Genomic DNA, 12,957 nt, shown 5'->3' with positions numbered 1-12,957 from the left:
TCGCAGAGTTCAATCCACCTTCCTTCACCGGTCGGCCCAACTAGGCTGCAACAAACGGGTGGGACGGGGGATGGGTGATGGGAAAGCTCGGCAGATCGATCGCGTGTGCACTCGTTGCGCTCGTATTGCTGACGTGCGCGCAGGGATGCAGCAGCCAAGGCGAACCTGCGACCCCAGCGGCGGGGTCCGGTGACGGCGCCTTCCGCCGGCTCGCGGGAGAGGTTCTCGAGTTCTACTACAAGCAAGATCCGTCGACTGCGACATACCTCGGCATCCACAGGTACGACGACCTGATTGCCGACTATTCCTCGGCGAGCGTCAAGGCCGACGTCCAGGCCATAAGAGCGTTCCGAGGGAAACTCGATGCCGTTGACGCGCAAGCGCTTTCGTCCGAGGCGCAGCTCGACTTGGTGCAGACCAAGAACACTCTCGACGGCATGTTGTTACGCAACGAGGTCATCCGCCCCCAGACCAAGGATCCAGACATCTACAGCAGCGGAATCACCAACGACGCTTACGTGATGATCTCGCGCACGTTCGCACCGCCGGAGCAACGCCTCAAGTCACTGACGGCCCGTATGAAGTTGATGCCCGGTGCTCTTGCCGAGGCCCGCAAGAACCTCGACAACCCACCACGGGTCTACACCGAGATCGCCATCGATCAGGTCGACGGCAACCGTGACTTCTTCGCCGAAGATGTGCCTGCGGCGTTCGAGGGTGTCAAAGACCCTGCGGTACTTGCCGAGTTCAACGCCGCCAAGGACGCTGTCATCGCAGCGCTCGAGGACTACAAGTCATGGCTGCAGGACGACCTGCTCAACCGGTCCAACGGCTCGTTCGCCTACGGCGCGGACACCTACGAGAAGGTGCTCGCCGCCGACGAGATGATCACCACCCCGCTTCCCGACCTGCTGTCCGCCGCCGAGGCGGACCTGAAGAGCAACCAGCAGGCGTTCACCGAGGCTGCGCGACGGGTTGACCCGACGAAGACGCCGCCCGAGGTGCTCGCGGACGTGGCTAAAGACTTTCCGCCGCCCTCGGAGCTGCTGGCCGTCACGCAGAGCGGCCTTGACAGCCTCGCCCGGTTCGTCCGCGAGAAACAGATCATCGACATTCCGCATGCGCCTCCCGCGAAGGTGGTGGAGACGCCGCCGTTCATGCGCGCGACGACCTCAGCGGCGATGGACACCCCCGGCCCGTTCGAGAAGGTCGCGACCGAGGCCTACTTCATGATGACGCTGCCCGACCCGACATGGTCGAAGGAAGAGCAGGACGACTTCATGTCGCAGTGGTACCGGCCCTCGATCAGCAATGTTTCGGTGCACGAGGTGTGGCCGGGCCACTACGTGCAGTTCCTCTTCGCCAAGGACTACCCGTCCGACGTCCGGAAGGTCTTCGCCACGTCGAGCAACTTCGAGGGCTGGGCACACTACTGCGAGCAGATGGTGCTCGATGAGGGTCTGCACGCCGACGATCCGCGCTACCGGCTGGCGGAGGTTCAGGACGCGCTGCTTCGTGACGTCCGCTTCATCGTCGGCATCAAGATGCACACCCAGGGCATGACGGTCGAGCAGGCGCAGAACACGTTCGTCGAGCAGGCATACCAGCCGGAACCGGTCGCCGAGTCGGAGGCCAAACGCGGAACATCTGACGCGACATACGGCTACTACACGATGGGCAAGCTGATGATCATGAAGCTGCGCGAGGACTACAAGGCGAAGATGGGCCAGAAGTACTCACTGAAGGATTTCCACGACAACTTCATCAAACTCGGGCCGCTGCCGTTGCCGCTGATCCGGAAGGCGATGCTGGGGGAGATCGGCGATCCGTTCTAGGGCAGTGCGGGAAAAATCGAGCGGAAAAAAATTGCTGGCAGCCACTTTGTGAGCGGTGGTAGCTTCGTCGGTACACAGGGAAGGAGGTGGTCCGACAAATTGATTGACTTATGGACATGTGAGGTGGCTGCGAGCTAGCAGCACCGGGGAGTCACCCGCGCGCGCTGGCGAATTCCCCGCAGTCACCCGGCCCCCGAGCCTCTCGGTTTGTCCAACCAGGAACAGCGGCTCGGGGGCCGCACCATATCCGGAGCAGGACCACCGCGCCTTCGCGCCAGGCCTCCTCGGCGTCGAGGTTGCGGAGTCAGCGCGACAAACGCTGAGTGCGGACCGTGTACAGGTGGCAGGGCACCGGCGTGCTGCCCGAATCGGTTGACGCCGCATAGTCGAATGCCCCCTCGTCGGTCCACCCGGACCGCTGATAGAAACATCGAGCCCGCTCGTTACCCGTCGCGACGGCGAGCCACGCGACCGCATGCCCGGCATCTCCGATCCTGCGACGGGCATCGTCGAGCAGTAGCGCAGCGACTCCAGAGCCTCGCTGTGACCGCGCAACATACACCTGTTCGACCTCGTCGCCGGTCACCATCGTGAAGCCCGCGATAACGCCGTCGACGACGGCGACGGTGGTGTCGCCAACCCGGTCAGCGGCGCGTTGTAAGAACGACTCGGATGTTCGCACCTCTACGAGGGCGGCTGGGACATGGCCGAGGTGCCCGTCGTGCCAGCCCTCCCGCCAGATCTGTGCCACCGCGTCCGCGTCGGCCGACGTGGCGGGCCGGAGAGCAACCTCTGCCATGGCCTGACCCTATGCGGCGTGCAATGATTCGGCGGAATCGTTCGGCTAGCCGGCGTCCGGGCCAGGCGCCAGCGACGCGCACGCCTCGTTGGCCTTGCGCCAGGTCGCCTCGTCGGAGCCCGGCGGCGGACCCGCGACGGGACCGGGCGGAGCCGAAACGCCGTGATCCTGAAGGCATTTCGCATAGGTCCCATGACCCCCGGGTGCGGGTGTCGACGACTCCTTGGACGGGGCGTCATTCGACGATGAACAGCCTGCGACGATAACTGCCGCGGCGAGAACCGCGGCCAACCGAACCCTGCGCATCAGCCCACGAACCTCGTCAGCCTGGCCGACAGATGCGGCACGAGTCCGCCATCGGCGTCAACGCGCTCCTCGACGTAAGCCAAATCGCCCCCCTCGACAATGCCGTACAACCTTTTCGCGCCACCGACGAGCATCCCGGACTTGGTGCGTGCCAACGCATCGGTAGCCAGTTCCCACGACGACTGGTTGAGCGGTCTGCCGTAGAACAACTCGACGTAGCCGGCGGAGTGGGCCAACAGCAACTCGATCGCCTGGGACTCTGCCGGATCGTTCGGATCGTCGACGAACCGCCAAAAACCCGACTCCCGCATTCCGCGCTCTTCGTAGTCCCCGGACTCCGTCAGCCGCCACGACCGCGCTTCCCAGATCAGGTAGTCGCCGCCGTCGTGGGACACGATGATCTGCTGCCCGAATCGGTAGTCGCCCTGGGCTCCGCGGCCTTCACCCTCGCCACGCCACACGCCGACCAGCGGCAGCAGCGCAAGCAGCGCATTGTTCAGGTCTTCGCCCTTGCGCAGGTTGGCGGTGTCGGAAGGTGCGGGCAGGTCGGAGAACGTGGGGATATTGCGGGCAGCGGTCACCCTGGCCCGTTCGACAGCGGCGGCAACCGCCCGGTCGCCCGATCCCCCGGCGACGGGGCTCTCTTCAGACGTCACGATTCGTCGGTGATGAGCCGATACAGCGCATACAGCGCGAACCAGGTGATGACCACAGCGGCCGCCACGAGCAGGAGTTCGTAGAACAACACCACGGGCGAGAGTCTAGTCCGCCCTCGCCGCTATGCGACCTTGACGTCGACCTCGTGGATGCCGGCACCCGACGGCGCGACGCTGGCGTCACCGTTGCCCGCCGGTGACAGCGCACGCAGTGTCCAGGTGCCGGGCGCGGCGAAGAACCGGAAGTCACCGGTGGCCGATGCGACCACCTCGGCGGTGAACTCGTCAGAGCTGTCGAGCAGGCGCACGAACGCGCCACCGACCGTCTGACCGGAGCCGTCGACGACGCGACCGGTGATCACCGTTTCCTTCTCGAGGTCGACACCGGCAGGCAGCGTCTGTCCTTGCTTAGGTGCAGAGCACATATCAACTTCCCAACTCAATAGGGGCACCCACAAGGGAGCCGTATTCCGTCCAACTGCCGTCGTAGTTCTTCACGTTCTTGTGGCCGAGGAGTTCCTGCAGTACAAACCAGGTGTGTGACGAGCGCTCCCCGATGCGGCAGTACGCGATGGTCTCCTTCTCACCGTCCAGCCCGGCCTCGGCGTACAGCTTGGCCAGCTCGTCGTCGGACTTGAAGGTGCCTTCCTCGTTGGCCGCCTTGCTCCACGGGACGTTGATGGCGCTCGGGATGTGTCCCGGCCGCTGGCTCTGCTCCTGCGGTAGATGTGCCGGGGCCAGGATCTTGCCGGAGAATTCGTCCGGCGAGCGGACGTCCACGAGATTCTTCTCGTGGATGGCGGCAATGACCTCGTCGCGGAACGCGCGGATGCTGTTGTCCGGCTGCTTGGCGGTGTAGCTGGTGGCGGGCCGGCTCACGGCATCGGCCGACAGCGGCCGTCCGTCGAGCTCCCACTTCTTGCGGCCACCGTCGAGCAGCTTGACCTTGTCGTGGCCGTAGAGCTTGAAGTACCAGTACGCGTATGCGGCGAACCAGTTGTTGTTGCCTCCGTAGAGGATCACGGTGTCGTCGTTGCTGATGCCGCGGTCGGACAGCAGCTTCGAGAACTGCTGTGCGTCAACGAAATCGCGCTTGACGGCATCCTGCAGGTCGGTCTTCCAGTCCAGCTTCACCGCGCCGGCGATGTGTCCGCCGTCGTAGGCGGACGCATCTTCGTCGACCTCGACGAAGACGGTGTTCGGCGCATCGAGATTGCTCTCGGCCCAGTCAGTCGTGACCAGGACGTCGGAGCGTGCCATGGAGGAGATCCTTTCGGTTGCTTGATATTTGGTGGTTATCACGCGGGGACCCCCAATCGACGCAGACGCGCGATCAGCGGGTAGAGCTGGCAGCCAAGGCAGATGGCGAAGGCGGCGTTGAGGAACGCCGCGACCAAAGCGAATCCGGTCGCTATTAGCCCGAGGGCGCCCAGACCCGTGCCGAATCCGGCGGCGCCGACAACGGCGAACACAAAACCGACCAGCTGGGCGAACTTGAGCGGCGGCACCGGCTCCTTCTCGGTGACCGGGGCCAGACGGGGAGCGACGAGCTTGGCGAAAATCAGGCCATAGGGGTGCTTGCGCGGCCCACCGACCGCGCCGACGGCGAAGACGACGGCCTGCACTGCCAGGATCACAGCAGCCGCGTCGAGGCTCACACTGGACACGATCAACGTGACCACCAGAACCGCCGTCGTCACCCATGCCGCGAACCGGGGCCCACGAACGTCGACCTGGTCGACATCCTGCGCGGTCTTGGTTGGTGATCCCATGAAAGTCACATTCCTGTTGTGTCGGATAAGGCTGGGAGCGAGCGGCCACATCGGGCCGCTGCGAGCGAGCACGCTGGAAAGCGCGACTGCTCAGCAGCTACGACAACAACAACAGCAACCCGCGACGCGGCACAGATCGACTGCGCGGCGCTTGGTGAGCATCACCTGGAGGCGGGCGGACACGCGGCACAGCTTACCCAATGACATGGTGATCAAGCCAACAGCGGGTCGAGCGCCGACCGCAGGTCAGCGGCGGTCGGGACGCCGGCGACCCGGTAGCGCTGGCGACCGTCGGCGTCGAACACGAATGTGGTCGGCAAAGACAGCACCGAAAGTCGCCTGGCGGCGGCCGGATTGGCGTCCATGTCGATCTCCACATGCGCCACTGCGGGCAGCTCATCGCAGACCTGGTCGACCACCCGCCGCACCCCGGCGCACGGCCCGCACCAGACCGCGCTGAAATGCACGATGGTCGGCCCGGTGTCGGACAGGCCCAGATCAGATGTGTCCACGGTGTCTGAACCGGCGGCGGATGTGGTGTCCTTGAGCAGCCCGGCCCGCAGCGCGATCAGCCTGTTGATCACATAGGCCAGCCCAAAAGCCGCGATGAGCACGACCACGACGACGGCGAGTGAAGGGCTCATTATTGTGTGAACTCATCCAGCGTCACGGTTACTCCCTCGGCGATGCCTTCGATGATGACATCGGATCCCCGGGCCCCTTCGCTGGTTGGGGCGATGTCGAAGGGCAGCTTCAGCCCGGGCAGGGCGGTGGTGAAGGCGGCGAGCACGGCCTGCGTCTTGTCCTCTGGCACCTGCTGGTCGGCGGTGCCCGCCCCGGTGAGCACACCCGTCGCGGTGAACACCAGCGTCGTCTGATCCGGGCCCGCGACGGAGAGGTCCACTGCGATGCTCACCCGCTCGTCGAAACCGGCCGACTTGGGCGTACCGGTGAAGACCAGGGCTTTATTGCTCGAGATGCCTGATTCGGTGGTGCCGCCGGTGGGGTTGTTGGCTTCCTTGAGGGGCGTCTCCACCAGCAGATCGGGGATGCCCATGAAACGGCCCAGATGGGTGGAGTCGATCATCGTGCGGCTCTCGACCTTGGCGACCGCGAGTTTTGTGCTGGCGTCGATCAGCCAGGAATCCTCCGGCAGGTCGATCGAATACAGGGTGGCCTCGTAAGACACCTTGCCTGCTACGGGGTGATCTACACCATTCGCACGAATCTCGATCTGGCTGTAATGCCTGCCTCTGGCCTGCGAAATGAACGGAAAGCCGATGATGCCGACCCACGGGTCGAAGTTCAGCTGCGCTTCGCTGCGAACAGCCCTGGCCAGGCGATATTCGGCGTAGATGGCTGCGCTGAAGTCGGCGCCGACCGCCGCGATCGCCACCGCGGCCACCGCCGATATCGCCCCGATCACCAGCTTGTGCACCCCGACATTCTGGCCCACCGCCGCAAGCCCGCCCTGCTCGGCGCGGCTAATCAGCATGTGTCGGGTTATCGTTAGTGCACCGGTAACGCCCAGATGTCGGCTACGAATCTGGGAGGTATCCACAGACAGCGATGTCCGTCAATACTGCCCGGCACGCTGGAGGGCCCCTTGGATCTGCTGCTATTAACCGCTGACCCGCATCCGGAGTCGGTGCTGCCCTCGTTGTCGCTGCTTGCCCACCACGTGCGAACTGCGCCTACCGAAGTTTCCTCGTTGCTGGAGGCGGGCAGCGCGGATATCGCGATCGTGGATGCGCGCGCTGATCTGGCCGCCGCGCGCGGGCTGTGCCGGCTGCTCGGAACCACAGGGACGTCGGTTCCCGTTGTGGCCGTGGTTAACGAGGGTGGCCTTGTCGCGGTCAACGTGGAATGGGGGCTCGACGAAATTCTGTTGCCGAGCACCGGGCCCGCCGAGATCGACGCGCGACTGCGCTTATTGGTCGGTCGCCGCGGCGGTGCGGCCAGCCAGGAGAATGCGGGCAAGGTCAGCCTCGGCGAGCTCGTCATCGATGAGGGCACCTACACGGCCCGACTGCGCGGTCGCCCACTGGACCTCACCTACAAGGAATTCGAGCTGCTGAAATATTTGGCACAGCATGCAGGCCGGGTGTTCACCCGGGCGCAGTTGCTCCAGGAAGTCTGGGGCTACGACTTCTTCGGCGGCACCCGCACGGTCGACGTCCATGTGCGCCGGCTGCGCGCCAAGCTCGGCACCGAGTACGAGTCCTTGATCGGCACCGTGCGCAACGTCGGATACAAGGCTGTGCGTCCGGCAAGGGGTCGCACGCCCGCGGCAGGTGCGGATGCGCCCGACGACATCGACGACGCCTATGACCCGCCCATCGTCCTGCCCGAAGAGCTCGCTGACCCACTTCGCAGTCAGTGATCTCGTATTCCTGGCGCTCTGTCCTTAATGACCAAGACCAGCACGCAATCAGGGAACTGATTGCCGCAGCCAAGTCGACGGACGGCGTTGCGCCAGTCGGTGAACAGGTCCTGCGCGCCCTTTCTCAGGACCGCACCCGGCACCTGGTGGCGCTCGACGGCGATGCCGTCGTCGGCTACCTCGACCTCGCAGCGGCGACAGACGAGGACCCTCCGATGGCCGAGCTCGTCGTCCATCCGCACGCGCGCAGGCGCGGCATCGGATCGGCCATGGCCCGTGCGGCATTGGCCGAGGGCGGCGAGGGCACCCGCATCTGGGCGCACGGCGATCTGGAGGCCGCGCGCGCGACGGCGAGGGCCGTGGGCCTCGAACCGGCCCGCGAGCTGCTGCAGATGCGTCGCCCACTCAGTGATCTACCGCCGGTGAGGTTCCCGTCCGGTGTCCGTATCGACACCTACCGCGGCGCCGACGACGACGCCGATCTCCTGCGCGTCAACAACGCCGCCTTCGCCTGGCACCCCGAGCAGGGCGGCTGGACGGATGCCGATATCGCTGAGCGACGGGCCGAGGCCTGGTTCGAGCCCGGTGGTTTGTTCATGGCGTTCGACGAGGAGATCGGTCAGCTGCTCGGCTTCCACTGGACGAAGGTGCACAACGATCATCTCGGCGAGGTGTACGTGGTCGGCGTCGATCCGGCCGCGCAAGGCCGGGGCATCGGGGCGACCCTGACGCTGATCGGGTTGCATCATCTGGCGGATCGGCTTTCAGGTGATTCCCAGGCAACGGTGCTGCTTTACGTCGAGGCAGATAACTCGGCGGCGGTGAACACCTATCGGCGGCTGGGTTTCGAAGTGTTCAGCATCGACGTCGCTTACGCCGCCGTCTAACCGTGCTAGTCCCCTCGCAAGCTGGGGGAACCCCCAGCAAATAGCTGTACCTGTTCACCGTTCGTTCACCTTCCGTGCCATGGCCGTCCACCGCGGCCGCATACGTTGCCGGGGAGTCGCAAGCCCGTCAGAATTCCTCGAGGAAAGTGGGAGTAAGTGAAGTTCAACAGCATTGGCAAGGCGTTCGGAACGACGCTGTCTATCGCGGCACTCGCCGCGCTGACACTGTCTGCTTGCGGAAGCGACAATAACGCGGGCTCGAGCTCCTCCTCCGCTGCGTCGGGGACCGCGTCGCCATCCGCCGACTGCGCGGGCAAGAACTCGCTGACCGCCGAGGGCTCGACCGCTCAGCAGAACGCGATCGCGGAATTCAGCAAGGTGTGGGGCCAGGTCTGCTCCGGCAAGACGCTGGCGTACAACCCGACCGGTTCGGGCGCGGGCGTCGACCAGTTCCTCGCCAAACAGGTCGACTTCGCCGGGTCCGACTCGGCACTGAAAGATGATCAGGTAGCCAAGGCCGCCGACCGCTGTGGCGGCGGGGAGGCGTGGAATCTGCCGCTGGTGTTCGGTCCGGTCGCGATGGCGTTCAACGTGGAGGGTGCCGACAAGCTCGTCGTCAACGGTGATGTGCTCGCCAAAATCTTCAGTGGCCAGATCAAGAAGTGGAATGATCCGGCCATCGCCGCGCTGAACTCCGGAGCCACGCTGCCCGACGCGGACATCAAGCCGGTCTACCGCTCGGACTCCTCGGGCACCACCGACAACTTCCAGAAGTACCTCGGCGCCGCCGCGCCGCAGGCCTGGACGAAGGGCGCGGGCAAAGAGTTCCAGGGCGGCGCAGGTGAAGGCGCGCAAAAGTCATCCGGCGTCGTGCAGGCTATCCAGGCCACCCCCGGCTCGATCGGCTACGTGGAGAAGGGTTTCGCGCAGCAGGCCGGCCTCAAGGTGGCCCAGATCGATAGCGGAGGCGGGGCCGTCGAGCTCACCGACGAGTCGACCCAGAAGGCCGTCGACACTGCGAAGTTCAAGTCCGAAGGCAACGACCTGACGCTGGACCTGAACGCGCTGTACGCGAGCAAGGAAGCCGGTGTCTACCCACTGATGCTGGCAACCTACGAGATCGTCTGCTCCAAGGGATACGACGCCGACACCGCTGCGGCGGTGAAATCGTTTTTGACTGTGTCGGCCAACGAGGGCCAGGCCAACCTGTCGGCGGCAGGCTATGTCCCGCTGCCGGACGCTTTCAAGGAGCGACTGCTGAAGTCCGTGGACGCAATCGCTTAGTTACGTAGCGCATCTGCTGGACTACGGTGAGGATGGGTGCCGGAACCGATGACCGATAGGCTCGATGTGACGGACGCTAGCGGGCTACCGAATCCTGGAGATGCGGGATCGGGTGAGGTCATTGCGTCACCCTTTCCCGAGCCAGCGCCCATCTCGACCGACCCGTCGAAGGGCGCAAAGGTTCGGGTCGGCGACCGGGTGTTTCGTGGCCTCGCCGAAGGGTCCGGCATTCTCATCGTCGTCATCATCGCGGCGATCGGGGCGTTTCTGCTGTGGCGCGCCATCCCCGCGCTGGCCCGCAACGAGCAGAATTTCTTCCTCTACAGCGGGAACTGGGTCACCACCGACACGTCGACGATGCAGTTCGGCATCCTCGATCTGCTCCAGGTCACCGTCTTCGTTTCGGTGTTCGCACTGCTTCTCGCGATGCCGGTGGCGCTGGGGATCGCGATCTTCCTGACGCAGTACGCGCCGCGGCGAGTGGCGGGTCCGCTGGCTTACATGGTCGACCTGCTGGCTGCCGTGCCGTCGATCATCTACGGCGTCTGGGGTCTGTATGTGCTTGCACCGGCGATCAAGCCACTCGCGATGTGGCTGAACCAGAATCTCAGCTGGCTCTTCCTGTTTCAGACCGGCAACGCGTCCGTCGCAGGCGGCGGCACGATCTTCACCGCAGGGATCGTGCTTGCGGTGATGATCCTGCCGATCATCACAGCGGTCACCCGGGAAGTGTTCGTTCAGACGCCACGCGGGCAGATCGAGGCGGCCCTTGCGCTGGGCGCCACCCGGTGGGAGGTCGTGAAGACGACCGTGCTGCCGTTCGGGTTGTCGGGTTACATCAGCGGCGCGATGCTCGGCCTCGGCCGCGCGCTCGGCGAGACGATCGCGCTGCTGATCGTCCTGCGCGGCACACAGCAGGCATTCGGCTGGTCGCTGTTCGATGCCGGATACACCTTTGCGAGCAAGATCGCCGCTGCCGCTTCGGAATTCAACGACCAGTACAAAGCAGGCGCGTACATCGCGGCGGGCCTGGTGCTGTTCATACTGACCTTCATCGTCAACTCGCTGGCACGGGCGGCCGTCGCCGGAAGGAGCAAGTCATGACGGCGACACTGGACCAGCCGGTCAAGGCGCCGACCTTCCAGAAGCTGAGCCTGCGTCGCAAGGTCGCCGACAATGTCGCAACGGTGTTGGTCACGCTGTCGGTGGCGATCGCCATGGTGCCGTTGATCTGGGTGCTTTACACGGTGGTCGTCAAGGGGATCGGCGCTGTCACGTCGAGCACGTGGTGGTTCCATTCGCAGGCGGGCATGACGGCGTTCCAGGCCGGCGGTGGCGCGTACCACGCGATTGTCGGAACCCTGTTGCAGGGCTTGGTGTGTGCCATCATCTCGATTCCCGTCGGCGTGTTCGTCGGCATCTACCTGGTCGAGTACGGCGGTGGCACGAAACTCGGCAAGATCACCACGTTCATGGTGGACATCCTCACCGGGGTTCCGTCGATCGTGGCGGCGTTGTTCATTTACGCGCTCTGGGTCGCGACGCTGGGCTTCCAGCGTTCGGGATTTGCGGTGTCGCTTGCGCTGGTGCTCTTGATGATCCCGGTGATCGTTCGCTCCACCGAAGAGATGCTTCGCATCGTTCCGATGGATCTACGCGAAGCGAGCTATGCACTCGGCGTGCCCAAGTGGAGAACGATCTCCTCCATTGTCATCCCGACGGCGTTGTCGGGCATCGTCACCGGCATACTGCTCGCTCTCGCCCGCGTCATGGGGGAGACGGCGCCACTGCTGATCCTGGTCGGATACGCCCAGGCGATGAACTTCGATATGTTCAGCGGGTTCATGGGGTCGCTGCCGGGCATGATGTATGACCAGACATCGGCCGGCGCAGGCGCGAATCCGGTTCCCACGGACCGGCTTTGGGGCGCCGCGCTCACGCTCATCGTGCTGATCGCGCTGCTCAATGTCGGCGCGCGGTTCATCGCAAAGTTCTTCGCCCCCAAAAAGGTCTGAACAGGTTTAGGAGTATACGACCATGGCCAAGCGTCTCGACCTCAAGGACGTCAATATCTACTACGGGTCGTTCCACGCCGTGGCGGATGTGTCGATGGCGGTTCCGCCGCGAAGCGTGACGGCCTTCATCGGCCCATCGGGCTGCGGCAAGTCCACCGTGCTGCGCACGCTGAACCGGATGCACGAGGTCATTCCCGGTGCGCGCGTTGAAGGGTCGGTGCTCCTGGACGGTGAGAATGTCTACGGCGCGGGCGTCGATCCTGTCGGTGTCCGCAAAACCATCGGCATGGTGTTCCAGCGACCGAATCCGTTCCCCACCATGTCAATCCGCGACAACGTAGTGGCAGGCCTCAGGCTGCAAGGCGTCCGCAACAAGAAGGCACTCGACGAGGTCGCGGAGAAGTCGCTCAAGGGCGCGAACCTGTGGACCGAGGTCAAGGACCGTCTGGACAAGCCCGGTGGTGGGCTGTCCGGCGGCCAGCAACAGCGGCTGTGCATCGCCCGTGCGATCGCCGTGCAGCCCGATGTGCTGCTGATGGATGAGCCCTGTTCGGCACTCGACCCGATCTCGACACTGGCGATCGAGGACCTGATCGCCGAGCTCAAGCAGGACTACACGATTGTGATCGTCACGCACAACATGCAACAGGCTGCGCGGGTGAGTGACCAGACGGCGTTCTTCAACCTCGAGGCAACGGGCAGGCCCGGGAAGCTGATCGAGATCGACGACACCGAGAAGATCTTCTCGAACCCGAGGCAAAAGGCAACAGAGGACTACATCTCGGGTCGATTCGGCTAGAGGACTAGGGAGTCAACACCACCCTGGTGCCGGACGGTTCTGCGGCCGTCCACGCCCGTTCCACGTCGGCGACCTGATGAAGGCCGAAAAGGTCGGTGTCCGCATCAGCCCCGGGGAATAGCTCGCGAACAAAGCCGTTCGTAACTGTCATGAGCAGAGCAGTGCGATTTGATCAGTACGGGGATATCGACGTGCTCGACGTCCGCGACGTCGCGCGGCTC

General features: G+C 64.6%; 17 protein-coding genes. 7 read left to right on the top strand and 10 right to left on the bottom strand.

The genetic code is table 11. From position 1 onward, the window contains the following. Nucleotides 1-77 precede the first annotated feature (77 nt). Nucleotides 78-1,835 (top strand): DUF885 family protein, encoded by a 1,758-nt coding sequence (locus QOJ24_RS12525; protein WP_526261579.1) that lies wholly within the window; start codon nt 78-80, stop codon nt 1,833-1,835. A 304-nt stretch (nt 1,836-2,139) separates the two neighbouring features. Here QOJ24_RS12525 and QOJ24_RS12520 read toward each other — a convergent pair whose 3' ends face one another. The 9 genes from QOJ24_RS12520 to lmeA form a co-directional block, all read right to left on the bottom strand. Continuing rightward, nucleotides 2,140-2,634: a GNAT family N-acetyltransferase gene (locus QOJ24_RS12520; protein ID WP_526261577.1), complete on the bottom strand. Its 495-nt coding sequence runs from the start codon at nt 2,632-2,634 to the stop codon at nt 2,140-2,142. A 45-nt stretch (nt 2,635-2,679) separates the two neighbouring features. Continuing rightward, nucleotides 2,680-2,940, bottom strand: coding sequence for a hypothetical protein (locus QOJ24_RS12515; RefSeq protein ID WP_526261575.1), 261 nt, complete (start codon nt 2,938-2,940; stop codon nt 2,680-2,682). Continuing rightward, on the bottom strand, nt 2,940-3,596 hold the full coding sequence (locus QOJ24_RS12510) for a nitrobindin family protein (protein WP_526261573.1): 657 nt from the start codon (nt 3,594-3,596) through the stop codon (nt 2,940-2,942). Before QOJ24_RS12510 ends, QOJ24_RS12515 begins: the two co-directional genes overlap by 1 nt. 122 nt (nt 3,597-3,718) lie before the next feature. Beyond that, nucleotides 3,719-4,021, bottom strand: coding sequence for a DUF1416 domain-containing protein (locus tag QOJ24_RS12505; RefSeq protein WP_526261571.1), 303 nt, complete (start codon nt 4,019-4,021; stop codon nt 3,719-3,721). A gap of 1 nt (nt 4,022) precedes the next feature. Beyond that, nucleotides 4,023-4,856 carry a sulfurtransferase gene (locus QOJ24_RS12500; protein WP_526261569.1) on the bottom strand — a complete coding sequence of 278 codons (834 nt, stop codon included), beginning with the start codon at nt 4,854-4,856 and terminating at the stop codon, nt 4,023-4,025. Nucleotides 4,857-4,894: 38 nt separating this feature from the next. Beyond that, on the bottom strand, nt 4,895-5,368 hold the full coding sequence (locus QOJ24_RS12495; RefSeq protein WP_526261567.1) for a DUF4395 family protein: 474 nt from the start codon (nt 5,366-5,368) through the stop codon (nt 4,895-4,897). Between the two features lie 90 nt (nt 5,369-5,458). Then, nucleotides 5,459-5,575 carry an Ms5788A family Cys-rich leader peptide gene (locus QOJ24_RS12490; protein ID WP_526261565.1) on the bottom strand — a complete coding sequence of 39 codons (117 nt, stop codon included), beginning with the start codon at nt 5,573-5,575 and terminating at the stop codon, nt 5,459-5,461. 5 nt (nt 5,576-5,580) lie between these two features. Next, on the bottom strand, nt 5,581-6,012 hold the full coding sequence (locus QOJ24_RS12485) for a thioredoxin family protein (RefSeq protein ID WP_526261563.1): 432 nt from the start codon (nt 6,010-6,012) through the stop codon (nt 5,581-5,583). After that, nucleotides 6,012-6,863 carry a mannan chain length control protein LmeA gene (gene lmeA, locus QOJ24_RS12480; protein ID WP_526261561.1) on the bottom strand — a complete coding sequence of 284 codons (852 nt, stop codon included), beginning with the start codon at nt 6,861-6,863 and terminating at the stop codon, nt 6,012-6,014. The genes QOJ24_RS12485 and lmeA overlap by 1 nt, the downstream gene beginning before the upstream one ends. A gap of 111 nt (nt 6,864-6,974) precedes the next feature. Here lmeA and QOJ24_RS12475 point away from each other — a divergent pair, with 111 nt between their 5' ends. The 6 genes from QOJ24_RS12475 to pstB all read left to right on the top strand — a co-directional run bounded on the left by QOJ24_RS12475 (nt 6,975) and on the right by pstB (nt 12,736). Beyond that, nucleotides 6,975-7,751, top strand: a complete 777-nt coding sequence (locus tag QOJ24_RS12475) for a winged helix-turn-helix domain-containing protein (RefSeq protein WP_526261559.1) — start codon at nt 6,975-6,977, stop codon at nt 7,749-7,751. Further along, nucleotides 7,748-8,638, top strand: coding sequence for a mycothiol synthase (mshD, locus tag QOJ24_RS12470; RefSeq protein ID WP_526261558.1), 891 nt, complete (start codon nt 7,748-7,750; stop codon nt 8,636-8,638). The genes QOJ24_RS12475 and mshD overlap by 4 nt, the downstream gene beginning before the upstream one ends. A 156-nt stretch (nt 8,639-8,794) precedes the next feature. Beyond that, the gene (gene pstS, locus QOJ24_RS12465) at nt 8,795-9,922 is read left to right on the top strand and encodes a phosphate ABC transporter substrate-binding protein PstS (protein ID WP_526261556.1); all 1,128 of its coding nucleotides are present in this window, start codon (nt 8,795-8,797) and stop codon (nt 9,920-9,922) included. 48 nt (nt 9,923-9,970) lie between these two features. Continuing rightward, nucleotides 9,971-11,026: a phosphate ABC transporter permease subunit PstC gene (gene pstC / locus QOJ24_RS12460; protein WP_526261554.1), complete on the top strand. Its 1,056-nt coding sequence runs from the start codon at nt 9,971-9,973 to the stop codon at nt 11,024-11,026. Continuing rightward, nucleotides 11,023-11,937, top strand: a complete 915-nt coding sequence (pstA, locus tag QOJ24_RS12455; protein ID WP_526261552.1) for a phosphate ABC transporter permease PstA — start codon at nt 11,023-11,025, stop codon at nt 11,935-11,937. The genes pstC and pstA overlap by 4 nt, the downstream gene beginning before the upstream one ends. Before the next feature lie 22 nt (nt 11,938-11,959). Continuing rightward, nucleotides 11,960-12,736, top strand: coding sequence for a phosphate ABC transporter ATP-binding protein PstB (pstB, locus tag QOJ24_RS12450; protein WP_526261550.1), 777 nt, complete (start codon nt 11,960-11,962; stop codon nt 12,734-12,736). A 4-nt stretch (nt 12,737-12,740) separates the two neighbouring features. On the opposite strand, the gene QOJ24_RS12445 is transcribed toward pstB, so the two are convergent. Next, nucleotides 12,741-12,887, bottom strand: a complete 147-nt coding sequence (locus QOJ24_RS12445; protein ID WP_526261548.1) for a hypothetical protein — start codon at nt 12,885-12,887, stop codon at nt 12,741-12,743. Between the last annotated feature and the right edge of the window lie 70 nt (nt 12,888-12,957).

The organism is Mycobacterium sp., assembly GCF_032159775.1.
GTDB lineage: Bacteria > Actinomycetota > Actinomycetes > Mycobacteriales > Mycobacteriaceae > Mycobacterium.
This window is presented reverse-complemented; position numbering and strand designations above follow the sequence as displayed.